The 23,320-nt window shown below is 44.1% G+C and carries 16 protein-coding genes and 1 pseudogene; 1 reads left to right on the forward strand and 16 read right to left on the reverse strand.

All coding sequences use genetic code 11. The features are described 5' to 3' along the window. Positions 1-93: 93 nt before the first annotated feature. Together ADM50_RS06575 and ADM50_RS06580 are read right to left on the reverse strand one after the other, a co-directional pair. On the reverse strand, positions 94-2,739 hold the full coding sequence (locus ADM50_RS06575; RefSeq protein ID WP_049484976.1) for an alpha-mannosidase: 2,646 nt from the start codon (positions 2,737-2,739) through the stop codon (positions 94-96). A gap of 56 nt (positions 2,740-2,795) precedes the next feature. Further along, positions 2,796-4,076 (reverse strand): glycoside hydrolase family 125 protein, encoded by a 1,281-nt coding sequence (locus ADM50_RS06580; protein WP_049484978.1) that lies wholly within the window; start codon positions 4,074-4,076, stop codon positions 2,796-2,798. A gap of 170 nt (positions 4,077-4,246) precedes the next feature. Between ADM50_RS06580 and ADM50_RS06585 the strand changes: the two are divergent. Continuing rightward, positions 4,247-6,333 (forward strand): annotated as a pseudogene (locus ADM50_RS06585) (GH92 family glycosyl hydrolase). Positions 6,334-6,369: 36 nt separating this feature from the next. Here ADM50_RS06585 and ADM50_RS06590 read toward each other — a convergent pair. The 14 genes from ADM50_RS06590 to glpK all read right to left on the reverse strand — a co-directional run bounded on the left by ADM50_RS06590 (position 6,370) and on the right by glpK (position 23,215). Continuing rightward, the gene (locus tag ADM50_RS06590; protein ID WP_049485000.1) at positions 6,370-8,049 is read right to left on the reverse strand and encodes an alpha-L-fucosidase; all 1,680 of its coding nucleotides are present in this window, start codon (positions 8,047-8,049) and stop codon (positions 6,370-6,372) included. Between the two features lie 532 nt (positions 8,050-8,581). After that, positions 8,582-10,087 (reverse strand): zinc ABC transporter substrate-binding protein AdcA, encoded by a 1,506-nt coding sequence (locus ADM50_RS06595; RefSeq protein ID WP_049484979.1) that lies wholly within the window; start codon positions 10,085-10,087, stop codon positions 8,582-8,584. Between the two features lie 9 nt (positions 10,088-10,096). Continuing rightward, positions 10,097-10,903: a metal ABC transporter permease gene (locus tag ADM50_RS06600; protein ID WP_000950029.1), complete on the reverse strand. Its 807-nt coding sequence runs from the start codon at positions 10,901-10,903 to the stop codon at positions 10,097-10,099. Further along, on the reverse strand, positions 10,896-11,600 hold the full coding sequence (locus tag ADM50_RS06605) for a metal ABC transporter ATP-binding protein (protein WP_001269482.1): 705 nt from the start codon (positions 11,598-11,600) through the stop codon (positions 10,896-10,898). Before ADM50_RS06605 ends, ADM50_RS06600 begins: the two co-directional genes overlap by 8 nt. Then, positions 11,600-12,040, reverse strand: a complete 441-nt coding sequence (gene adcR / locus ADM50_RS06610) for a zinc-dependent transcriptional regulator AdcR (RefSeq protein ID WP_001249326.1) — start codon at positions 12,038-12,040, stop codon at positions 11,600-11,602. The genes ADM50_RS06605 and adcR overlap by 1 nt, the downstream gene beginning before the upstream one ends. Before the next feature lie 149 nt (positions 12,041-12,189). Beyond that, positions 12,190-14,241, reverse strand: coding sequence for a cell surface ecto-5'-nucleotidase Nt5e (gene nt5e, locus ADM50_RS06615; protein ID WP_049484981.1), 2,052 nt, complete (start codon positions 14,239-14,241; stop codon positions 12,190-12,192). A gap of 142 nt (positions 14,242-14,383) precedes the next feature. Next, positions 14,384-15,652, reverse strand: a complete 1,269-nt coding sequence (gene dltD / locus ADM50_RS06620) for a D-alanyl-lipoteichoic acid biosynthesis protein DltD (RefSeq protein WP_000919836.1) — start codon at positions 15,650-15,652, stop codon at positions 14,384-14,386. Further along, on the reverse strand, positions 15,645-15,884 hold the full coding sequence (dltC, locus tag ADM50_RS06625) for a D-alanine--poly(phosphoribitol) ligase subunit DltC (protein ID WP_000351972.1): 240 nt from the start codon (positions 15,882-15,884) through the stop codon (positions 15,645-15,647). The genes dltD and dltC overlap by 8 nt, the downstream gene beginning before the upstream one ends. Positions 15,885-15,896: 12 nt before the next feature. Next, complete coding sequence (gene dltB, locus ADM50_RS06630; protein WP_049484982.1) at positions 15,897-17,141, reverse strand: D-alanyl-lipoteichoic acid biosynthesis protein DltB; 1,245 nt, start codon at positions 17,139-17,141, stop codon at positions 15,897-15,899. Further along, positions 17,138-18,688, reverse strand: coding sequence for a D-alanine--poly(phosphoribitol) ligase subunit DltA (gene dltA / locus ADM50_RS06635; RefSeq protein ID WP_049484984.1), 1,551 nt, complete (start codon positions 18,686-18,688; stop codon positions 17,138-17,140). The genes dltB and dltA overlap by 4 nt, the downstream gene beginning before the upstream one ends. A gap of 20 nt (positions 18,689-18,708) precedes the next feature. Further along, a complete protein-coding gene (locus tag ADM50_RS06640; protein WP_008276434.1) occupies positions 18,709-18,840 on the reverse strand; it encodes a teichoic acid D-Ala incorporation-associated protein DltX in 132 nt (43 codons plus the stop codon). A gap of 224 nt (positions 18,841-19,064) precedes the next feature. Beyond that, complete coding sequence (locus ADM50_RS06645; RefSeq protein ID WP_049484985.1) at positions 19,065-19,769, reverse strand: MIP/aquaporin family protein; 705 nt, start codon at positions 19,767-19,769, stop codon at positions 19,065-19,067. Positions 19,770-19,838: 69 nt separating this feature from the next. Then, positions 19,839-21,665: a type 1 glycerol-3-phosphate oxidase gene (gene glpO, locus ADM50_RS06650; protein ID WP_049484986.1), complete on the reverse strand. Its 1,827-nt coding sequence runs from the start codon at positions 21,663-21,665 to the stop codon at positions 19,839-19,841. Positions 21,666-21,706: 41 nt separating this feature from the next. Then, complete coding sequence (gene glpK, locus ADM50_RS06655) at positions 21,707-23,215, reverse strand: glycerol kinase GlpK (RefSeq protein ID WP_049484988.1); 1,509 nt, start codon at positions 23,213-23,215, stop codon at positions 21,707-21,709. Positions 23,216-23,320 lie beyond the last annotated feature (105 nt).

Here is a 23,320-nt window from a genome sequence, read left to right on the forward strand (position 1 = left end):
TTCACCAAAAAAGGGGCAAATCAGTAATTAGTCCTTACTCTTTCGCCCCTCCTTTCTATCTCATAGCATTAGTTATCAAACACTTTAAAACTGTTAAATGTCTTCTTTTTTAATCAATTCTGTGCGAATTTCTTGTGGAGCCAATAGTCCTGAATGAACTGGATAAGGTCGCTCAAGTAAGTCAAGAATGGTTTGTTGGTGTTCAGATATGCGCACATTTTCTTGACTCATATTATAGTAACGAAGTACATACCCTTCTTCATTTTCAGCTACCTTAAAGGCTGTTGGGCAGACTTGTGGCAAGCTGAGCGCCGCATGGCTCAAGAGGCTACCAGTCGCTGCAACACTTCCTTCTTGTTTAGCAACTTGAAGACTAGTGAATGGTGTTTGGAAGGCTTTGGCACGACGGAAGGCTGAGAAGCGTTCCCCTGCTTGGTGGCACTCAAGTGCAAACTCGACTTCAAACTCACGCAAGCATTGAGCTTCTGGTGTTGGGAAGTAACCCCAGTCACCTAACTCACCTGAGGCACGAAGAATGGTCACGGCAATGGTATCGTCTCCAAGGATTTCATACTCGTGCAATCCTTTATTTGCCACTGTCACCCCTTTTTCATCATCATAAAGGCTGACAAAGGCTTGTTGGTGTTGTGGATTTTCAGGATTTTCCCAAGAAGCAGCTGGTTTATTTGGTCGTGTCACCACCTCATAGATGCTTTCAGAGTCATTGCTTGGACGCGTATTATGAGTCTTAACCAAGAGACGGATACGGTGGTCCTTGGCTGTGTTAGTAAAGCGAGTCTTGAAACGAATTTGTGGATTGTCAACAAAGACGGTCATTTCTGTTTCCAGAGGAAGGGTTATCAATTCTTCTGAGCGCCCAGCTTCGCGCGTCATAAACTCGATGATTCCTCTTTGTTCCGCATCCAGTTTTTCGTCTGCACTTACTGGAATTGTCAATTCATGCTTGAGCAAGATCTTGGCAAAACGAGCTGTATTTTCCAAGACTTCACAGCCTTTGAGTTCTGCGTAGATAGGCTCTGTTCCTTTTGGTTGGAAATAGATGTACTCATTTCCAATGTCACCACGGTCTTCAAAGCGAATAACATCTTCATAAGCTTCATGAGTTGTCTTGTCGTAGACCGTGATGTTTTCATCCACACTTACCGTTACAAATGGCGTATCAATCACTCCATTTTGGTAAATACCGTCACGGTGTTCTTGTTCTCCTTCAAGCAATTGGAAGGTTGTCCAAGAAAGTGGTGCCAGATGAACAGGCACTGTCACGCGCACCTGTCGAGCGATACGAGCCTGACGGAACTTGTCTTTTGGCAAATCATACTCAAAGTTAGCTCCCAAATCTTCGATTTTCGCTTCTACAGCATGCCCTTCCAAATCTTCAACACGGTATCTTGGCAAGGTCAAGGCTGCCATCTTCTTATAGCCTTCTGTTGGGTGCAATTCCTTGAAATCACAAGTCGCCACATCAATCACGGTGCTGACCGTATCAACCTTGTCATGCAAACCTGTGTTAATGACGGTAAAGAGATGGTCGCTTTGCGCTTCGTGAGTTGCAATTTTGCCCTTCCACTCGTTGAGAAGGTTGGTCTTAACGAAATTTCCAACTTGGTTAACCTTGGCAAAACGTGTCTCCATCTCACGGTGAACCTCGTCCACGCTACAGCCACAGATACTGTCATGTGGCGCATTTTGTAGAAGGACTTTCCAAGCATAGGTCAACTGGTCCTTATGGTTGTGCCCGCCAGTGATGACAGTCAATGGCTCCACTACTTGTTCTAGGAGATTGCTATTTTCTTGGAAGGATTGTTTGAGGTAAATGCGTGATGAGGAAGTGTTGGCAAGCGTGTACCAACCATCTGTTTCCTGACTTGTCAACTCACCTGTAACCGTTGATAACTGCTCTGGTAGAGCACTTTCTACTGCATGAACATAGTCATCAAAGGAACTATGCACAAAGGTCACATCTGGGAAGAGTTCATTGGCCACACGAATAGCTTCGCTCAGATTTCGCTGTACAGGCTGGTGGTCACAGCCGTTCATCATCAACCATTGGTTGGTCGAAGCATAGTCACGCACGTCTGACAATTTTTGTTTCCAAAAGGCCAAGGCTTCGTCCTTATCAACTGGGATTTCATTCCCATTACTATACCAGTTGGCAAAGAGGATACCGAGAACACGACTTCCGTCCGCGCCTTGCCAGTACATTTCTGAAAACTGGGATGTGAACTGCTCATCTTCGAGGACTTGGTTGTCAAATCCAATCGGCTTGACACCACGACCAAAGGCTGCCACGTGAATACCTGATTTTTGAAGGATTTGAGGAGCTTGTCCCATATTTCCAAAGGTATCTGGGAAGTAACCAATCTGAGTGGATTTGCCCCATTTTGCACATTCTGCTTGACCAATCAAGGTATTGCGGACGTTGGCTTCACTTGAAATCAAGTAGTCATCCTGCAAGATGTAAAAGGGACCAATTTTAAGTTTGCCCTCGTCAATGTAACGTTGAACCTTATCGCGATTTTCAGGGCGAATTTCCAAATAGTCATCCAGGACAATGGTTTGGCCATCCAAGTGGAAACTCTTGAACTCAGGGTCATTTTCAAAGAGATCAAAAAGATTGTCAAACAATTCCACCAACTGCATCCGGTGGCTTTCAAAAGGCAAGTACCACTCACGATCCCAGTGACTATGTGAGATAATATGTACAACAACATTTTCCATGAAGTAAAACCTCATTCTAAATTTAAATTTTTATTTCTATCTAACTAAAGAACTGACTAGCGGATATCCAGGTAATCCAAGACCAATTCACAGAACATCATGTTGGCCCAAGAGAACCATTCACGTGAGTAGAGCGCTGGATCATCCACGTGGAAGCTTTCATGCATAACACCTGTTCCACCATCGCAGGCAACCAGCTGATCCAGCAAGTATTTTTTCTCTGCCTTATCTCTTGTTGTCAAGCCTTGGATAGAAAGGGCAATGGGCCAGATATAGCGATAGAAGGTATGAGAACTTCCGAGACCACTAGCGTATTCTCCTTGGTAGAAATATGGATTTTCTGGGCTCAGAATGGTACGGCGAGTGGCTTGATAGACTTCATCGTTAACATCGCAATACCCCAGATACGGCGCAGCCAACAGACTAGGTACATTTGGATCATCCATGATGCTAGCATTTCCTAGACCATCCACTTCAAAGGCGTAAATCTTTTCGCTCTTACTATTGGTGGTGTAGGCATAATTTTCGATGCCTTCTTGAATCTCTGCTTGGAGACGCTTAGCTTCTGCAATAATACTCTCGCTATCATCTAGGGCCAATGCTGCAAAGATTTCTTGCACATACCCCAAGACAACTACAGCAAACATATTGGACGGAATCAAATAGCTATACTGACAACAATCATCACTCGGTCGGAAAGCTGACCAGGTCATACCTGTCACCGCAAAGTCAGGTCCAAAGCCATCATTTACCAGAGTATCTTCCTTGCGGTCTGTATCACGGACAAAACGATAAGGAGAGTTATTGTGGTCTTGCTCCACAGTCCAGAGGTGAAGAATTTCCTTGGTCGCTGCGACAAAAGTCTCATCAAACTGGCTAGTCTCGCCAGTCTCTTTCCAGAGGAGATAAGCCAACTGCAAAGGATAGCAAAGCGAGTCCACCTCGTACTTGCGTTCCCAGATCCAGCCATTCAGGTCTGTGTGGTCAGTCTCGTGGTGGCCCCTCCAGTTTTCCTCAATGTTAAAGGAGTTGGCATACGGGTCTTTGAGTACTAAGGTCATCTGACGCTTGACCAAACCTGCAATGGTCTGACGCAAGAGAGGATCTTTTTTTGCCACATGCAGGTAGGGTCTAAGTTGGGCTGTCGAATCCCGAAGCCACATGGCAGGAATATCCCCTGTGAGTACAAAGGTTGAACCATCTTCTAGGATCTCAACCGTATTGTCCAAGGTGTCTGTATAGCAACGCTCAAAGACATCCACCCACTCCGGATGGTCCTTAGCCCGCTCTGCTACTTCATCCAGCCATTCTCTAACAATTTCTTTCGAATAAATCATCGTGCAGTTTCCTCTTTCAAACAAGTTTCATGTTCAGTATATAGTTTTTGAGACAGAAAATACATACACAAATGATAGTCATTTTTCTACAAAATTGCTTACTTTCGAACCCCATATCTAAAGGTCTCATTTTTCTGATATAATGTAGAAAAACAGCTAAAGGAAAGACTATGAAACCACTACTTGAAACCATCGATACCCGCTTTGGAACTGCCAGTAAGCATGCCTTTTCTCGTGGAAATACCCTGCCTTACGCAGGCGTTCCTTTTGGGATGAATTACTTTGTACCCCAGACCAGTGACCAGGAAGGAGCTTGGTTTTTCGATCCGCATTTGCCCATCTTTCAGGGGATTCGATTAACCCACCAGCCCAGTCCTTGGATTGGGGACTACTCTTGGCTGCTTCTGACACCTGTCACAGGCCAACTGGGCGGAGACAGCCTCTTCCACCGCCAATCTTCCTATGATATGGATAAGGCCTCTTTCCAACCTCATTATCTGAAGATTTTCTCCCTGCGCTATCAGATTGAAAGCCAGCTTACTCCAACTTGCTACGGTGCTTCTATTCGTTTGGAGCAAAAGCAAGGCAAAGCCCTCTCCCTCTATCTTCACGCAGGAGATGAACTGACCGTAGAGCAAGTAGATAAGCGGACTCTTGCTCTGCGTCAAGAGGGAAAAACAGAGACAAACAAAAATACGCTAAAACTCTTCACCGCCCTACAAATAAATACGGATATTCTTGCTGTCACACAAGAAGAGGGAGACTGGCGAATTGACTTAGCAAGCAGTCAAGCCGAGATTCAACTAGCAACTTCTTTCATATCGCCTTCTCAAGCTCTGCTTAATCTACCTCAAACGGACTTTGATAGCTGTAAAGCAAGTGCGAAAGCGGACTGGGAAAATCTCCTCCATCGTTTTGACATACTAGAGACAGGAGAGGCTGACCGGACCTTCTTTGACCACTGCCTCTACAGACTCTTCCTCTTCCCGCAGACTTTTTATGAAGTGAACGAGTCAGGGCAAGCCATCCATATGGACCTGACTACTGGTACTGTCAAGCCCGGTGTCCTCTTTAGCAATAATGGCTTCTGGGATACCTTCCGCACCACCTTCCCCCTCTTTGCGCTTGTCATACCGGAACACTATCACCGCTTTCTAGAAGGTTTCCTCAATAGCTACCGCGATACTGGATTCCTTCCAAAATGGCTGGCTCCAGATGAACGTGGTATGATGCCTGGTACTCTATTGGACGGCATTATCGCAGATAGCGCCTGCAAGGATATGGCCCCGACCTAGAAGAAGAACTCCTCCAAGCCATGCTTGAAACAGCCACCAAATCCGACCCTCTCGGCATCAATGGTCGTCACGGTTTGGCACAATACCAAGAATTAGGTTATCTCTCTACCGACCACCACGAAAGTGTCAGTCACACCCTTGACTATGCCTATAGCGACTTTTGTATCGCCAGCTGTTCCAAAAAACTAGGGAAAACAGAGATTGCTGACACTTATAACACTTCTTCTCAAAATTTCCGTCATCTCTTTGACTCTGAGACAGGCTATATGCGTGCGCGAGATCGTCAAGGCAACTTCCGTCCTGACTTCTCTCCCTATAGTTGGGGACGCGACTACGCCGAATGCTCTGCCATTCAAGCGACTTTAGGCGTCCTCCACGACATCCCTGGCTTAATCCAGCTTATGGGTGGAAAAGAAGCCTTCAGTCACTATCTTTTGAAAGCCTGTCAGGGCGCTCCTCTCTTTGAAACCACCGGCTATGGTTACGAGATTCATGAAATGAGCGAGATGGCAACAGCTCCCTTTGGACAAGTCGCCATCTCTAACCAGCCTAGCTTCCACATTCCATATCTCTTTCGCTACAGCAACTACCCTGACTACACTGCTCTACTCATCAAGACCTTGCGTCAAAAAGCCTTTCACCCAAGCTGGGAAGCTTATCTTGGCGACGAAGACAATGGCAGTCTCTCGGCTTGGTACATCTGGTCGGCTCTGGGATTTTATCCGACCTGTCCAGGAAAATCAAGCTACGACCTCGGAATTCCTCTCTTTGACCACCTCCGTATCCACCTAGCTAAGGAAAATAAATGGCTGGATATCCATGCCGAGCAAAACCACAGCCATTTCAACTTTGTCAAAGAATGCCGACTGGACAAGACCATAGTATCTAGCCTTCAACACCAAGACCTCTTGAAAGCTGAGCAACTGACCTTCACCCTCAGCTGGCTACCAAATCACTCCTAACCAAAAGAACCTTTGCATCGCGCAAAGGTTCTTCTTTTATGAAACTTGGACCTGAAGCTGGTCAACCAGCTGACTCTCTACTGTCAAATTCAGATAAAAATCTAAGCTTTTATCTCCTGCAAAATACAAGGTTGGTAGCGTCAGCCTTTTTTCAGTCTCACCAGCTTGAAACGTAAGGACTTGAATCTCGTCCCGATAGGCGACACCATGCACACCTGTCCCTGGTTGAATCGAAATCTTAGCTTCTAAAGGACTGCTAAATTCTATGCGCTTCACTGTAAAGTGGACATTTTCTCCCTTGGTCACAGCGAGAATTTTTTCTGAAAACTCTAGTTGCTGAACAGTTTCTTTTTTCGACAAGGTAGGTGTTTTATAGAGTGAAATCTTGGTCAACAAAGGCAAAGCCTGTGCCTCTGTAATGGTCACGCGTATCTTCTGCGCCTCAACGACTGATCCTCGTAAGAGACGTTTGTAGCCAACAGTATAACCAGAGCCAAACTCCTGCCAGGCACCATCCAACTCTACCTGAACATGGAAAGCAGCGATGCGTTGCCCCAACTTCAAATCTTCTCTTAACTCAATCACATCAAAAGTTTTAGGTGATCCTAAATCGAGCTCTAATTGGATTGGCAACTCTGCATCACTTGCCCAAGAACTAGTCTCTAGTCCATCTATCAGATGATGACAAGCAAAGTCTGGTGATAGAGCAGGGCCAGATACCTTGCCTCCCAAAGCCAAATCTTCTTTATAGAGCTCGTCACGATAGGTAGCAAATTCATAGAGACGCTGGATATCCTTCTCATCAAAGAGGCCATCTTGGTTCGGTGGGATATTAAGCAAGAGTGGAGTTCCCCGCCCTACCGAGTGAAAGTAGATTTCGACCAACTCCTCGAGAGACTTGGGATCCTGATCCTCATGGTAAAACCAGCCTGGCCGAAGAGAAACATCTGCCTCACCGATGGAAAATAGCGTCCCAAAGGGGTCTCCGTGCTGTAGATAATCTAATTCCGCTTCTGTTCCTAGCTGGTCTGGCTTGACTTTTTGCCACAAGGGATCCCCTGCATAGCCCCGTTCATTTCCAATCCAGCGGATACTAGTTCCCTCAGTTGAGAAAGTCAAACAATCGCCCTGCAAGTCACGAATGGTTTCAAACCAGGTCTCAAACTTATAGTTGATCTTCTGGGCCCCTTCGCCTCGAGCACCATCCATCCACACCTCAGTGAACTTACCGGCATTCCCATAGGCAGGATTTGACAAGATTTCCTTCAATTGAGCCAGATAGTAGGCATTGTAAGCCGCTTCTCGCTCCACGTGATAGAGGGGACTGTGAGTATCCCAAGGAGACAAATACACTCCCATATCCATGTCAAACTCAGTCGCAGCTTTGGAAACCTCGAGGAGCAAGTCCCCTTTTCCATCCCTCCAAGGGCTAGCCTTGACCGAATAGTCTGTATGGGCTGTCGGGTAGAGAACAAAGCCATCGTGGTGCTTCACCACCAAAATCAGCTTTTTAAAACCCGTTTCTTTAAGCACTCGAACCCATTCACGCGCATCCAACTTAGTCGGGTTAAAACGCATAGGATCCTCTTGCCCACTTCCCCATTCCTGGTCATAAAAGGTATTGGGACCAAAATGGATAAAGGCAGCTAGTTCATCCTCTAAATAATCCAGCTGGGCCTGACTTGGTAATGGTCCATGCGGTTTTATGTTCGTCATCATCTCACATCTCTTTCTCTTGTTCACAAAATTATCCACAACTTGTGGATAAGAAAACATGCCTAAAAACTAGTTTCTCCAAAATCCAGCTCTTAGACTTAGAGGCCTTCACCCCTAAACAGACCTTTGTCAAACAGCTCTGTACTAGGGTTTCTACTAGCTCTCTAGCAAGTTACTAATGTACGGAACTAGTATCAGGGTGCTTCAACACCCTGAGTTATATGTCATTTTCCCCTAGACTTATCCACAGACTGTGAATAAACTAGTGTTCCAGACCGCTCTCTCCTTGACTATAACAAAAAGCGATAGCAGCGTCAATATGACTAAGCTCCCTTCCTAAATCCCCTGAAAAGATTCTATAATTTGTACAATCGTAGCTTTTGCATTCGCCAGCTAGTGAGAATCAGCCAGTAGAAAATGACCTCTTTATCACATTGTGAACAGCACAGCTGTAGTACTATAGCGCCCACAACCTACTCAGATAATCGTTTCTAGCAAAAAATCCCGCAGATTTGCGGGATCTTCTCTTGCATCAATGCGCTAACATTTCTTGGGCGATTTCTTGGCCAGATAGGTTATCTGGGTAGTAGGTTGGCCAGTTGTCCATCTCTTCAAAGAGGGCTTCTTGGCTAGTACCTCCAAAGAAGATATGGAAATGTTCTGCCTTAACTGGGGCAATATTGTGGTCACTAAACTGAACGTACTTGAACTGTCCAGCATCCGCATCTGTCGCTTCAAAGAGGAAGCGCACGCCACGATTGCCTTTCTTATAAGTCAAGATTTTCTTGCCGACATACTTATAGGTGAATTTCTTGCTTTGACCACCTTGAACAAACTCCATAGTGTTATCCGTGATGTTGATCTTAGTCACATCTGTCTGATAGCCTTTTCTATAGTAAGCCTTATACTCATCCTTGGTCATCTTACCAGTCAACTTAGCCTTGTAGTCAAAGACTTGATCAAAGGTCCCATCTTCAAGGAAAGGATAGACCGACTGCCAGTTGCCTACATAGTCACTCAAGGTACGGTCTTTGACATCTGCATCCTCAAAGTAACCATTGTGAACTGTCTTAGTGTTTTCTTCCTTCTCTGGCTCAATTTCCGATCCTTCTTGATCTGTTGTCTGCTTGAGAGCCTTGAGGTTTTTCTCCATGATAGAGATATAGTCCTCACCAGCCTTGGTTGCTTCTTCTGTCAGACTTTCTAGCGGATTGAGCACATCTAGTTTGACACCCGTTTCTTTGGAAAGGGTATTGGCAAGGGCTTGAGAGGCATTCTCTTCAAAGTAAATATAAGAAATCTTGTTTTTCTTGATATACTCTGTCAATTCTGCCAAACGTGCTGCTGATGGTTCTGCATCTGGTGAGAGACCTGAGATGGATACTTGCTTGAGACCATAGTCCAAGGCAAGGTAGTTAAAGGCAGCGTGCTGGGTCACAAAGCTCTTTTGTTTGGCTTGAGACAAACCATCTGTGTAGGCCTTATCCAAGGCTTGCAATTTTTCGATATAGGCAGCCGCATTCTTTTCAAAAGTCTCTTTTTTATCAGGATAATCTGCTGACAAGCTGTCACGGATATGCTCTACCAGTTTGATGGCGCGTGCTGGTGAAAGCCAAACGTGGGGATCGTAGTCGTGATGGTGTCCCTCACCGCCATAATCATGCCCTTCCTCTTCTTCCTCACCACCTGGCAAGAGGAGCATATCACCTGTTGCCTTGATGGTTTTCACCTTTTTCTTATCCAAGGATTCTAACAATTTTGGAACCCAAGTTTCCATGTTCTCATTTTCATAGACAAAGGTATCTGCGTCTTGGATTTTGGCAACTGCCTTGGCAGACGGTTCGTACTCATGGGGTTCTGTACCAGCACCAATTAGAAGTTCTACATTAGCAGTATCTCCTGCGACTTGCTTGGTAAATTCGTAGACAGGGTAAAAGGTTGTTACGATATTGAGTTTCCCATCTGCCTGTTTTTGATTGGAACAAGCCACTAAAAACAGGGCACATAGACTAGCCAGTAGTAAGCTCAGTTTTTTCATTTCATTCTCCTATTTGATAAAACGTTTCAGTAGACTGACTAACAAAAAGACAGCTACAAAGATAATGGTGATACTAGCGCTGGCAGGTGTTTCCGCATAGTAGGAAATATAAAGTCCTGCCACCATTCCCAAAAAGCCAATAGCGCTGGCTAGTAACATAACGGATTTAAAGTTTTTCCCCAGACGAAGGGCAATACTAGCTGGCAAGACCATAATGGTCGATACCAAAAGAGCTCCTGCAGCTGGAATCATAAGGGCAATGGCCACCCCTGTAACCATGTTAAAGAGGATAGACATGGTACGAACGGGCAAGCCATCCACAAAGGCCGTGTCCTCATCAAAAGTCAGGATGTACATGGGACGTAAGAATAAGAAAGTCAAGAGCAAAACGACCGCAGCAATGGCAAAGAGGAATACCACCTGCTCCTGGCTAATGGTTACAATCGAACCAAAGAGATATTGGTCCAAACTCATGGAGCTCGAACTTTTCCCCTTACTCATGACAATCAGTGACACCGCAAGTCCTGTTGACATGAGGATGGCTGTCCCGATTTCCATAAAGTTCTTATAGACTGTCCGGAGATACTCTAGAAAGACCGCAGCGATTAAGACAATAGCGATGGTTGAAATAGTTGGAGAAATTCCCAAAACCAGACCAAAGGCTACCCCTGACAGAGAAACGTGACTGAGGGTATCACTCATCAAACTCTGACGACGTAAGATAAGGAAAGTCCCAAGAACTGGAGAAAAGAGACTCATGGCAATAACCGCCAAGAAGGCACGCTGCATGAAATCATAAGATAACAAACTAAGCATGGTCCACCTCCTGGTCGCTTTCGTGAACGTTAAAACAACGCCATGGCGAATCTTGGTTACGAACCAGATGGATATTGCGATCCGCATAGTCCTTGACCTCCTCAGGGTCATGGGTAATCATCAAAACAGCCTTGCCATGATGGTGGGCACTATGGTGCATGAGTTCGTAAAATTCATTTTTGCTTCCCGCATCCATCCCTGTCGTTGGCTCATCCAAGACAAAGATATCTGGGTCAGAAGCAAACATCCGGGCAATCACTGCTCGTTGCTTTTGCCCTCCCGAAAGGGAACCAATTCGTTTGTCACGGTGTTCCCACATACCAACTGAGTCTAGACTGGCCTTGATATGTTCCTCATCATGGGCGTTCAAGCGACGGAACCAGCCCTTTCGCGGATAGCGACCCGACTTGACAAATTCATAAACTGTACTTGGAAAACCAGCATTAAAACTAGCTATCTGCTGGGGAAGATAGGCTATCCTAAGTTTTTTCCCATGAGTATTTGTCTTTGAGATGGTTACCTTACCAAATCTTGGCTGCAAGATGCCTAGGCTCGCCTTGATAAGCGTTGTCTTGGCAGCTCCATTTTCACCAGTCAGGGTGACAAACTCCCCACTATCAACACTATAGTTGATATGCTCGAGGACAGGTTCCTTGTCATAATAGAAAGACAAGTCCTCTACTGTAATATACCGCATTATTTGATTTCTCCTACTAAAGCAGTTAAAAACCGCTGGATCACTTCTTGTTCATTTGGAGTAAACTGATTTGCTACTTGTTCATAGGCTAAGAGAGTGTGTTCATGATGATGGTGGTGTTCCTCTGCCACCGGTCGAGCTAGCTCTGTCAGTTGATAAAAGATCACACGCGCATCCTTTGGATCTCTGGATGTCTCTAACATACCCTCTTTGACTAAAGACTTGATAGCCTTGGTCACTGCCGCCTGACTGACATTGAGACGACGAGCCAACTCCGAGTTGGTTAGGGATTCTTCTGACAAGAGCATGAGGATGTGTTCCTGAGTATTGGTCAAGGCAACATCACTGGTACAATGCCCGATCAAAATTTCATGCTGGTTCTCAGATCTCAAGATCACCTCGTTTAAAAAGTTGTCGATTTCCTGTGCAAGCTGTCTCATGTGTTACTCCTTCCCTAGCTATCTTTTTCGTAAAAAAACTTAGATAGCCACCGATTCTTTACTGGTTAATTATATCATAAACCAAAAAAGAGTCAAGGGAAAAAGGCGTAAAAACGTTTCCCTAGACTCTTCTAGATGTAAAATTTAACCTATTTTTGCTTTGGTTTTCGACTCGATAAGATACCTGCCAAACCAGCTACCATTCCCATCAAGAGCAAGAAGATGGACTGCTCACTTCCTGTATTTGGGAGAGCTTTTTCTGAGACAACCGCCTTCTTGCTAAATTGACCTGCCACCTCATAAGTCAATGGCACATTTGTAGTCGCATCGCTAGCAGCTGCATTCGTTTGAGGCGTTTCTACTGGTAGACTAAAGTTTTTAGAATCCACAGAAATCGTCCGTGAGTTCGGATTGATCTTTTCATACTGGGTCAAATCAGCGGTTTTCAGATACTCTTCAAAGGCTGCATCCATAGAAGGGCCTTCTTCACGCGCACCACCTAACATCGTGTAGCCATCTCCACCCGCAGCTAGAAAATCATTGGTTGCAAGATAGTAGGTTTTTGTGAGGTCTAGGAAATCATAACGACCAGTTGTGCGGTTTTTGACCTGGATGCCCAAGACACGTTTACCTGATGGTAGGTTGGTATCATAGTAAACCTTCACACCTGAAACTTGCAAGAAACCACCACTTGGTTCTAGCAATGGTTGTCCGTTCTCATCCAAGACCTTCTTGCCATCTTTATCGACCTGCAAGATAGATCCGAGTGACTTTTCAAACATATCCAAGACTTGTTGCCCCGTCACTTGGATTTGTGAGATAGTATTCCCAAATGGAAGAACGGCAATGACATTTCCTTTCGTAATCGGTTTGCCTTTTGCAATGGTTTCACGCAAGCCACCACCATTTGTCACAGCGATGTCTGTCGGATGGCTAAATCCTGTTTGACCATACTGATAGAGAGAGTCTGCCACGACGTTTCCGAGGTTGGTTTCACGAACCCGAACATTTTCACGATCACCGTTTAGTTCTACAGGGCTATTTGAGACAATCTCAACCGCATTTTCAGCATCGTATTTTTGTTTAATGTCTTTGACTAGTTTTTCAACTGTTGGATTGGCTGGTAATTTTTTAGCATCAGCAGCCGGAATCTGAGTTGGATTGCCCAAAAGCTGACGTGATTTGTAGGTGATTTTCCCTACATTATGAAGGTAGCTTCCCGTCTGGTTATAGGTAACATTATCTCCATAGGTCGTTGATTCTACTGTATGAGAGTGACCGTCGATTACTGTCACACGTTTGCCTTTAAGACGAGGATTTTTAGAGAGAGCTTCTGCCAAAGTTGAACCACGCCATTCGACTGGAGTTGTGGTATCTACACCGAGGTGAGCAAGCACAACATAGTGTTTGTAGTCCTTACCTTCTGCACGAGCCTTGGCTTGGACTTCTTCGATAACCTTATTCACCTCGGAGATTGGATCTGTAAAGGTTACCCCTTTGACATTTTTAGGGTGAGTTTTGGTAGCTGTTTCAGGTGTTGTCACGCCGATTACAACAAACTCATCACCTTCCACAGTCTTATCTTTATCAACGATTGTAGAAGCTTCAAAAAGACGAGCTCCATTGACATAAGTATTTGAGCTAAGTAATGGGAATTTCAAGATTTCCTTGTATTTCTTAGCTTCGTCCAAACCAAAGTCAAACTCATGGTTTCCTACTGCCATGGCATCATACTGCATCTTATTAAGAATTTCAGCACGCGCTTCACCCTTCGTAGAGTTGGAAATCGGTAAACCTTGGAAAGCATCTCCCGCATCAACAACTAGAGTATTTTGATTTGATTTCGCACGTTCCTGCTCGATGACAGTCGCTAATTTAGCATCTCCAATAACTCCCTTTTCCTCTACGATACGACCGTGGACATCATTGGTGTGCAAGATAACGGTGTCCTTTTCTTCGCTTTTAGGAGATTCAACAGGAGCTGACGGAGCTTCTGCAGGTGCAACTGCTTCTGAAGTTGCCGAAGTTTCCGGTACCGCAGGGCTCTCAACAGGAGCTGGAGTCGCCGACGTAGCAGGAGTCACTACGACAGCTGAACTTTCTGCAGGAGTTGTTGCTTCTTCAGCATAGACTTGTCCAGCTAAGAAGGCTGGAGCTAACAGGGCTGTCGACAAGACAGGTAACAAAGAACGTTTGTTCATTTTAAAATCCCTTTCTTTTCTTTTTCTCTTTTATATTATACGCTATTTCTAAAAATTTTGAAACTTTTGACCTATTTTCATCTTAAATATTCGCTATTTAAACAAAAAAGCTTGGGTTTAAATCCCAAACTTTTAGCTTATTTTATTGGAAATCTTTGATATTCCCATCATAGGTCGCCCAGTCCTTGCTAAAGAAGCGGTCATTCATCTTGTAGTCTGGAGCTGGTTTCGGATCCGTCAAGAAAGGATTGACAACCTTATCAAAAGCCAGCCAACCTAACCATCCTAGATGAATGGTATCCTTAACAAAATAAGGGTCCCCTCCATTTTTTGAAAAATCAGCAATATTGGTAAAACCCTGACTTTCTAATTGGTAACGAATTTTCTCCACTGCATGCTGGTACATCTCTTCGCTGAGCCCTGTGTACTCCATCCACTTCTTGTTAACCGGCTGAATGACAAAGAGCACATTGACATTCGACTTAGCAAATTGATTGAGGACCAGCTGCAAATCATTATATTCAGAGGACTTGAGGAAGTTGTAATTTTTTTGATATCCTTCCCATTTTTTTAAATCCTTTTGAATCTCTCTCGTATAGAAATGATTTTCCATCCCCATATCGTTATTGGTCGTATTTGCTTCTGCGTCCTTACGAACAATTTTTTCTAACTCCTCATAAGAAAATTGATCCGGAAGATCTTTTAAATAGTTCTCCACGTGTTCCTTGTACTTGAGTTGTCCTCGAATGGAGAATTGTCCAAAGAGAGCGGATTGTTTTTCGTTGAATCGCGCAAAAAGATCAATAGCAACCTGATCAACATCTGATAATTCTTCACCCTTTGACAGTTTTTGAACAATGCCTTTTAATGCAACATTAGGATTCTGCTTTAACAATCGAATAGCCGCATGCTTTGCAGCAATGTCACCAGATTGATTTCCCAAAAAAGCTGTCAATTGGTCACTGTTAAAAAATCTCTGAAACGCTGCGGGTTCATAATCTGTCTCCGTAAACCACTGAGGCGAAATCACAAATACAGCCTGCTTATTCTCTATTTCTGGCAAAATTTGCTGTAGGCCAAAATATTGATTGAGAGAGGCTGCTCCTGCTTGACCTAGAAAGTAAGGACGATAGGGACGATGGTATTTTTCCGCTAAAACAGCTGGATGGACACTATCAAATCGAATCCATTCACTGGACCCTAGAAAAGGAATAAAACGCATATTTGGATCCGTAAGAGCCCTTACTTTTTGGCTTCTCTCTTTAAAACTCTCTGCACTAACAGAAGCCGCCGAATATTTCTCCTCCGTCAGATTATGGCTTGTTGTACCTGGATAAAAAAAGATGAGTAGAAGAACCAAAAATCCAGCAATGAAGATAGGCCCGAAGATCAGCCACAAGCGTTTAAGCATTCTTCAACTCCGTAATACCTTCTACGATTTTATTAGCCGTATTCCAGTCATCACGACCGAACTCCGTCACTGGAACACGAATGTCAAAACGGTTTTCAATCTCCACAATCAATTCAACCGTTCCCATGCTATCCAAGACACCGGCATCAAAAAGATCTTCATCCATCATGTCAGAAACATCTTCCATAAACAACTCATCAATAATTTCAATAACTTCTGATTTGATATCCATTTTAATATCCTTTTATTTTTTAAACCACAAATCATTCAAAAATCCAGAAAAGATTAAGAATGAAACCATCACGACATGGAAGGTGACAACCATGCCAAGCAACTGAATCCAGCGATTCTCAGGTAAGGAACCCTTTCCAGCTTTTTTCCGTTCTTTATTGAGCGCTTTTTTCTTACGAATCCAAGCGTCATTGATGACTAGCCCAATCCCATGGAAAAGTCCGTAGGCGATATAGTACCAGGTCACACCGTGCCAAAATCCCATAATCAGCATATTTACAATATAGGCTACACTTGAAGTGACATTGCGATTTTTAAAGACCTTCTTTCTGGTCAACACCATGACCATCCGCATAAAGACAAAGTCACGGAACCAGAAAGACAGACTCATGTGCCAGCGATTCCAAAACTCTTTTAAATCCCTTGACAAAAAAGGCTTGTTAAAGTTGATAGGACTATGAATACCCATCAAGTTTGAAATGGCTAAGGCAAACATAGAGTAGCCCGCAAAGTCAAAGAAGAGCTCCAGACCAAAGGTGTACATGACCGCTAAAGCGTAGAGGTTAAAGAAACCACCTGTCTGCAAGGCCAAATTTTTCAGCGGAGGCAATAATGTCTCTCCTAAAATGTGAGCCAAGATAAACTTGTAGAGGAAGCCAAGCATGATATATTTGACAGCCTCCTCTAGCATATCCATCAGCTCATCCCGCTCAGGAATGGTCTCGTAATTTTCATTGAAGCGTTTAAAACGATCAATGGGGCCACTTGAGAAAGTCGGCATAAAAAGAAGAAAACGTAAGAATTGCCAGATCGTTAATTCCTTGATGACACCGTCTCTCAACTCAACGATAACCCCAACTGCACGAAAGGTCAAGTAAGAAATCCCTAAAAATCCAAACAAAGATTGAGGTCCATGAATAGCAGGAGATACTTTCACAAAGACGATAGGCAATAGGGATAGAAAGCTAACCAGGTAAAATATCCACTTACTATCCCGTTGTTTCCTGTACCTTTTGTAGAAAGATACAAGAAGTACTTGCCAGATAACATAAAGGATCAAAGCGCTTATTTGATTCGTCTTTCCACCAACCAACATGGTGACGATAAAGAAAAGACTAACGAGCACCTCATATAAGGCAAAACGTTTCTTGAAAAAAAGACCGATAAAGATGGGCAAGGTCGCTCCGATGATGTATAGAAAATACTGTGGATTCCCATAAGGTTCCAAATGAGGAAACTGTTTGAAAAATTCCATCATCGACTGTTTACCTCATTGATCAAGCCTTTGATGTCAATCTTACCATTAGGAGTCAGCGGTAGGCTGTCCCGATAAAGGAATTTCGATGGCATCATATAAGACATCATGATATCTGCCAAGTCTTCCTTGATAGCCTTGGTAATATCGATATCACGCTCAAACTGCTGACGGACACCATCTTTTAGGATGACATAGGCCAGTAGATTTTGTACCTTGTGGTCCTTGTTATAACGTGGGACAGCAACAGCCGACTCGATAAAGCGAGACTTGTTGAGGTTTTGAGAGACATCTTCAAGCTCAATACGATAACCATTAAACTTAATCTGGAAATCCATTCGTCCACCATAGAGAAGCAAGCCCTCATCTGTCATGGTTCCTACATCCCCTGTGTGGTAGGCTGGCAGACCTTCAAACTCAAAGAAAGCTTCTGCCGTTTTTTCAGGATTATTCATATAACCTTTTGAAACAGCTGGCCCAGAAACGATAATTTCTCCCTGTTCACCATTTGGAACTTTCTTACCTTCCTCATCAATGACAAAGGTCGGAGAATCCGCCTTGGTATAGCCAATTGGCAGGCGTTTGAGAGTCTTCAACATCTCGTCTGTCACGGCAACTGCTGACAGGGCTACTGTCGCTTCTGTTGGACCGTAGGCATTGATAATACGGGCATTTGGGAAACGCTCACGCAGTTTTTGGGCCGTTTTGACCGTCAATTCTTCACCATCAAAGTAGAAATGCGTGATTCCTGGCATTTTCTCGCTGTTAAAGTCTTCTGACAACATGGCCATATCTGCAAAGGACGGTGTTGATGTCCAGATAGCGATTGGAAGTGAAAAGATAGTTGCAAAGAGTTTTTTGAAATCCTGAGTAATGGCTGAAGGAAGAGCGAAAAGCGTACCACCCAGTGCTAAGGTTGGTGCCCAGTACATGACAGATAGGTCAAAAGAATAAGGGGGTTGAGCCAGCATTTGCGGACGACTTGGCGTCGCAAATTCCTTATCTGTAATCATCCAGTTGGTAAAGCTGAGGAGATTATCATGGGAGATCTGCACTCCCTTAGGCTTACCAGTCGTACCAGAAGTAAATATGATGTAGTAGTTGTCATCTCCCTTGACTGGATGGGTCATCTCGTAGCTGGAAGCTTGAGCAAAAGCTTCATGGACTTGCTTTAAATTCAGCATCGGTGTGCTAGTTTGCTCTAATGGAAAATCTGTGATAGCAATAATCAAGCTTGGCTCTGCAACTTCTACGATAGCAGAAACTCGTTCCAAGGCCGAATGGCTATCAATTGGAATGTAGGCATGACCTGACTTAGTTAGCGCTACAAAGGTAGCCAACATCTCATATTCCTGACCACCAAAAACGACGACTGGAGATTTCTCAGGCAAGCCTAGTTGGTCGATAGCTGCAGCCAAACTATCCGAATCAGCCTTCAGATCACCATAAGTATGCTCTTGCCCCAAAACATTGTAAACTGGATAACTGGCTTGTGTCTGAGCAAAGTGCTCAATCGTTTCAATCATATCTTTTATCGGTATATTAGACACTGTTCCTCTTCTCCTTTAAACTAGAACTCATTATAAATAAAGGTGCCTTGGCTCTGACCAAGGTAACTAAAAAAATAAAGTAAACCAAGCAAGATTACAAAATATAGAGCCGTCCGGCCTAAGAATACATGTAAATTTCGTTGTTTTTTCATAAGCTATCCATTAATATATTGTTTCTATTAACTATCAGTATGTATTGTTAGCATCTTATCTTCCTAACATTTTACCACTTTATCAACCTTTTTTTCAACTGTTTACCATAACTTAAAAATTGGTTTTAGCTTATTTTAAGATAAGTTAAAATATTAATGTTTTGGCCATCAAAAAAGAGCCTGAGATTTCCATCTCAAACTCTGTTGCCAATCACTCTTTTATCTTAGAAAAGTGAAAATACGAGAACTGCTAGGGCCGCACCAACAATAGGTCCTACAACAGGAATCCAAGCATAAGACCAGTCTCCATCTCCCTTATTTGGAATTGGAAGAATGCTGTGCATGATACGAGGTCCAAGGTCACGAGCTGGGTTCAAGGCATAACCCGTTGTCCCACCTAGTGAAAGACCGATACCGACAATCAAGGTCCCCACTGCAAAGGTCCCTAAACCGGCTTGAAGGTCATAGAGTCCCAAGGCAAAGATTGTCAAGAGCAAAACAAAAGTTCCAAGGATTTCGCTAACCAAGTTCGATACTGTGTTCTTGATTGCTGGTCCAGTACTAAATGTCGCTAGGATATTTCCTGCGTTTTCTTCCGCCTCATAGTGTGGTTTGAATTGCAACCAAACCAAAATCTGAGCCACCATCGCTCCTGCGAATTGGGCTAGAATATAAGGGAAAACAGAAGCCCAAGAGAGCGTTCCTTTTAAGGCCATCGCAAACGTCACAGCTGGATTTAGGTGGGCTGGGCTGAGCGTGCCAGATACAAAGGCCGCAACGGCTACAGCAATTCCCCAACCCATAGTAATCACAATCCATCCTGAATTGTTGTTCTTGGTTTTGGGAAGAACCACACCTGCAACAACACCATTTCCTAGGAGGATGAGGATTAAGGTCCCCAAAAATTCTCCAAATAATTCTTTCATCATATCTTTGTCTCCATTTAAAAGAAGGGGCGGGCGACAAGGAATGCTGCCCTCCCTCTCTTCTAGTTTTTCTTAATTTTTTAGTTCTGCCAAATCATTTTGAGCAAGTGCTGCTTCAACATCCGCACGGTAGGCTGCTTTTTCTTCTTCAGTCCAATCATAGTATCGTCCCATTTCATCCAAAACTGGCTCAACGATGCTATCCAAACTATCACGCATAAAGAGCATGTGGTTGGTACGACGGAGGAGGAAGTCAACTGGGCTAAGAGCCAACTCATTGCGCATTGCATAGTGAAGTGACAAAGTATCTGCCAAGCTGAGTCCTGGCGCTTGTTCCAAGCTATGAGCAAGGGCAAAGACCTTCGGTGCATTTGAACCGTAAAGATTTGCGAGATAGTGTGCTTCCTTGCTATCCAAGCCACGTGAAACTCCAAGTTGAGCAAAGGCTTCGATTTCTGAATCCACATTTGCTGGGTTCAATTCTCCACCTGAAACAGGATAAGTCTTAGAGTTGATCAGTTTAAAGCTACGGTCAAATTCGGTTTTGAGGATGTCAACCACGCGCTCCATAGCCCCTTCTGCCATCTTACGGTAGTCTGTGATTTTACCACCAGCAAGGGTCAACAAGCCATTGTCATCACGATCCAAACTCGAACCACGAGAAACTGCAGATGGATCCAAATGTTTCTCAGATGTGCTGCTTTCAAGCTTGCTGACAGCAGATTCAACATCTTCACGCGTTTTTTCTTTCGATAGATAAGCTTCGACAGTCGCAATCAAGCTATTGAAGCTCTCATCGCTAATGGTTCCGTTATTTCCTCCATTGTAGTCAGAAGCACTATTGCCTGCGATCAATGGACGAAGACCAGCCCAGCTGCTTTCGATATCATCAATGGTAATGTTTGCTTCTGGGAAGCGGTTGTTGACAATACCAAGTAGATAATCTACATCTTCCTGAGTCACTTTTGGATGTTCCAAATCGCCTGTGTAGTCTGTATCCGTTGTACCAAAGTAAGTCTTGTTTTCACGTGGGAGAACAAAGACCATACGCCCGTCTCCCAAACCTGTGTCAAAGTAAACCGGCTGTGAAACCTTGATCTTGCTTGAATCCACTACCAAGTGCACTCCCTTAGTTGGACGCATTTGTGAGAATTGTGTTCCCTGATTGGACAAATTACGTACCTTGTCGCTCCAAGGACCTGTCGTGTTGATAACCAGACGAGCCTTGATTTCAAAGACTTGGTCTGTTAACAAATCACGAGCTACAACACCTGTAATCTTGCCGCTTTCGTCAAAGAGGAAACCTTCTGCCTTAACGTGGTTGGCAATGAGGGCACCGTCTTGGTTGGCACGTTTGATATTTTCAATCACGAGACGCGCATCGTTGTTACGGAAGTCAAGATAAACTCCACCTCCTACCAAACCTTCTTTCTTCAAGTTTGGCTGGCGTTCCAAGACTTCTTCCTTACTCAAGACCTTGTTAGCAGCTGGCGTGTTGCTAACACCTGCCAAAAGGTCGTACAAGTCCATGGCTACTTTGAGACGGAAAAGGCTAAAGGTCGCTCCATCTTCATCGTAAACTGGCAAGAGCATTGGATCTGGTTTTGGAATATGTGGAGCGATTTGTTGAACCACTGCACGTTCAGAAACTGTATCTGATACCACTTCCACGTCAAATTGTTTGAGGTAACGCAGACCTCCGTGGACCAATTTTGTTGAACGGCTAGATGTTCCTTCTGCGAAGTCCTGCATTTCAATCAATCCAGTGTCAAGTCCACTAGCTGCCGCCTGCAAGGCTACACCAGCCCCTGTAATCCCTCCACCGATAATCAAAAGGTCCAGAGTGCGTTCCTGCATTTTTTTAATTGACAATTCACGTGTTTTCTTTGAAAATTCCATATTTACACACTTTCTAACTGAGTCACTTTATTCTTTCAGTATTAGTCATCGATTTCCGCAAAGACTTGCGTTGCTTTCACAGCCTTCTTCCAGCCCTTGTAGAGTTGTTCCTTGCGCGATTCGTTCATGGATGGCTCAAAGAGTTCTCCTGTCTCGTTCAAGAGTTTCAACTCATCCAAATCCTTCCAGTAACCCACTGCCAAACCAGCTAGGAAAGCCGCACCTAAGGCAGTTGTTTCTAAGTTTTTAGCGCGGGCAATATCGATTCCCAAAATGTCAGCCTGAAACTGCATGAGGAAGTTGTTCATGGCTGCACCACCATCCACCTTTAAGACTTGGATAGCTGTCTGAGCATCCACTTGCATGGTGTCAATGATGTCACGTACTTGATAAGCGATAGATTGCAAAGTTGCCTTGATAAAGTCTTCTTTGCTTGTTCCACGAGTCAAGCCAAAGACAGAGCCTCGAGCGTTTTGGTTCCAGTATGGAGCCCCTAGACCTGTAAAGGCAGGTACGACATAGACTTCGTCATTGTTGTGAGAATTGAGAGCATATTTTTCAGACTCTGGTGAATTTTCAACCATGCGAAGTCCATCACGAAGCCACTGAATGGCACTTCCTGCGATGAAGATAGAACCTTCCAAAGCATAGTAAACCTTGCCGTTGATTCCATAACCAATCGTTGTCAAAAGGTTGTTTTCAGACAACTGTATCTCTTCACCAGTGTTCATAATGATGAAAGAACCTGTTCCATAAGTATTCTTGACCATCCCTGGTTCAAAGGCCAACTGACCGAAGAGGGCTGCCTGTTGGTCCCCAGCCATACCTGAAATTGGCACTTCTCCACCGTAGAAATGGAATGGAGCAGTCTTGCCGTAGATTTCAGAGTTAGAACGAACTTCTGGAAGCATGGCCTTAGGAATGTTGAGGATTTCCAAAATATCATCATCCCATTTAAGATCCTTGATGTTATAGAGCATGGTACGAGCTGCGTTTGAGTAGTCAGTTACGTGAGCCGCGCCGTCAGTCAATTTCCAAACCAGCCAAGTATCAATGGTACCAAAGAGCAATTCACCCTTTTCAGCTCTTTCTTGCGCTCCCTCTACATGATCCAAAATCCAGCGAACCTTGGTAGCAGAGAAGTAAGCGTCAATAATCAAACCAGTCTTTTCATGGAATTTTTCCACATAACCTTGGCTTTTTAGTTGTTCAGCCAGAGGTGCTGTCTGGCGTGATTGCCAAACGATAGCATTGTAGATAGGGAGACCTGTTTTCTTATCCCAGACGACAGTTGTTTCACGCTGGTTGGTAATCCCGATGGCCTCGATTTGACTTGGTTTCACACCACTTTCGATGAAGGCACCCGCGATAACTGACTGAACAGAGTTCCAAATTTCATTGGCATTGTGCTCAACCCAACCTGCTTGAGGAAAAATCTGAGTGAATTCTTTTTGACTAGAGCTGACCTTTTCTCCTTTTTTGTTAAAAATGATGGCACGAGAACTGGTCGTTCCTTGGTCAATAGCCATGATGTATTTTTCTTGTGACATGTGCTGTCCTCCTGATAAAATCTTGAGGGGGTCCCTCTTTACAGTAACTAGTATACAAAATAAAGCGCTTTCTTGTTCATCAATTTTTTTTAAATTTTAAAAAAA

This window comes from Streptococcus oralis (genome assembly GCF_001075675.1).
In the GTDB taxonomy this organism is placed as follows: Bacteria; Bacillota; Bacilli; order Lactobacillales; family Streptococcaceae; genus Streptococcus; species Streptococcus oralis_V.

Bases quoted from the DNA above. Each gene is read 5' to 3' on its own strand.
- ADM50_RS06575 (WP_049484976.1), bottom strand. From the start codon at position 2,739: ATGGAAAATGTTGTTGTACATATTATCTCACATAGTCACTGGGATCGT.
- ADM50_RS06580 (WP_049484978.1), bottom strand. From the start codon at position 4,076: ATGATTTATTCGAAAGAAATTGTTAGAGAATGGCTGGATGAAGTAGCA.
- ADM50_RS06590 (WP_049485000.1), bottom strand. From the start codon at position 8,049: ATGACGAACATAAAACCGCATGGACCATTACCAAGTCAGGCCCAGCTG.
- ADM50_RS06595 (WP_049484979.1), bottom strand. From the start codon at position 10,087: ATGAAAAAACTGAGCTTACTACTGGCTAGTCTATGTGCCCTGTTTTTA.
- ADM50_RS06600 (WP_000950029.1), bottom strand. From the start codon at position 10,903: ATGCTTAGTTTGTTATCTTATGATTTCATGCAGCGTGCCTTCTTGGCG.
- ADM50_RS06605 (WP_001269482.1), bottom strand. From the start codon at position 11,600: ATGCGGTATATTACAGTAGAGGACTTGTCTTTCTATTATGACAAGGAA.
- adcR (WP_001249326.1), bottom strand. From the start codon at position 12,040: ATGAGACAGCTTGCACAGGAAATCGACAACTTTTTAAACGAGGTGATC.
- nt5e (WP_049484981.1), bottom strand. From the start codon at position 14,241: ATGAACAAACGTTCTTTGTTACCTGTCTTGTCGACAGCCCTGTTAGCT.
- dltD (WP_000919836.1), bottom strand. From the start codon at position 15,652: ATGCTTAAACGCTTGTGGCTGATCTTCGGGCCTATCTTCATTGCTGGA.
- dltC (WP_000351972.1), bottom strand. From the start codon at position 15,884: ATGGATATCAAATCAGAAGTTATTGAAATTATTGATGAGTTGTTTATG.
- dltB (WP_049484982.1), bottom strand. From the start codon at position 17,141: ATGATGGAATTTTTCAAACAGTTTCCTCATTTGGAACCTTATGGGAAT.
- ADM50_RS06640 (WP_008276434.1), bottom strand. From the start codon at position 18,840: ATGAAAAAACAACGAAATTTACATGTATTCTTAGGCCGGACGGCTCTA.
- ADM50_RS06645 (WP_049484985.1), bottom strand. From the start codon at position 19,769: ATGATGAAAGAATTATTTGGAGAATTTTTGGGGACCTTAATCCTCATC.
- glpO (WP_049484986.1), bottom strand. From the start codon at position 21,665: ATGGAATTTTCAAAGAAAACACGTGAATTGTCAATTAAAAAAATGCAG.
- glpK (WP_049484988.1), bottom strand. From the start codon at position 23,215: ATGTCACAAGAAAAATACATCATGGCTATTGACCAAGGAACGACCAGT.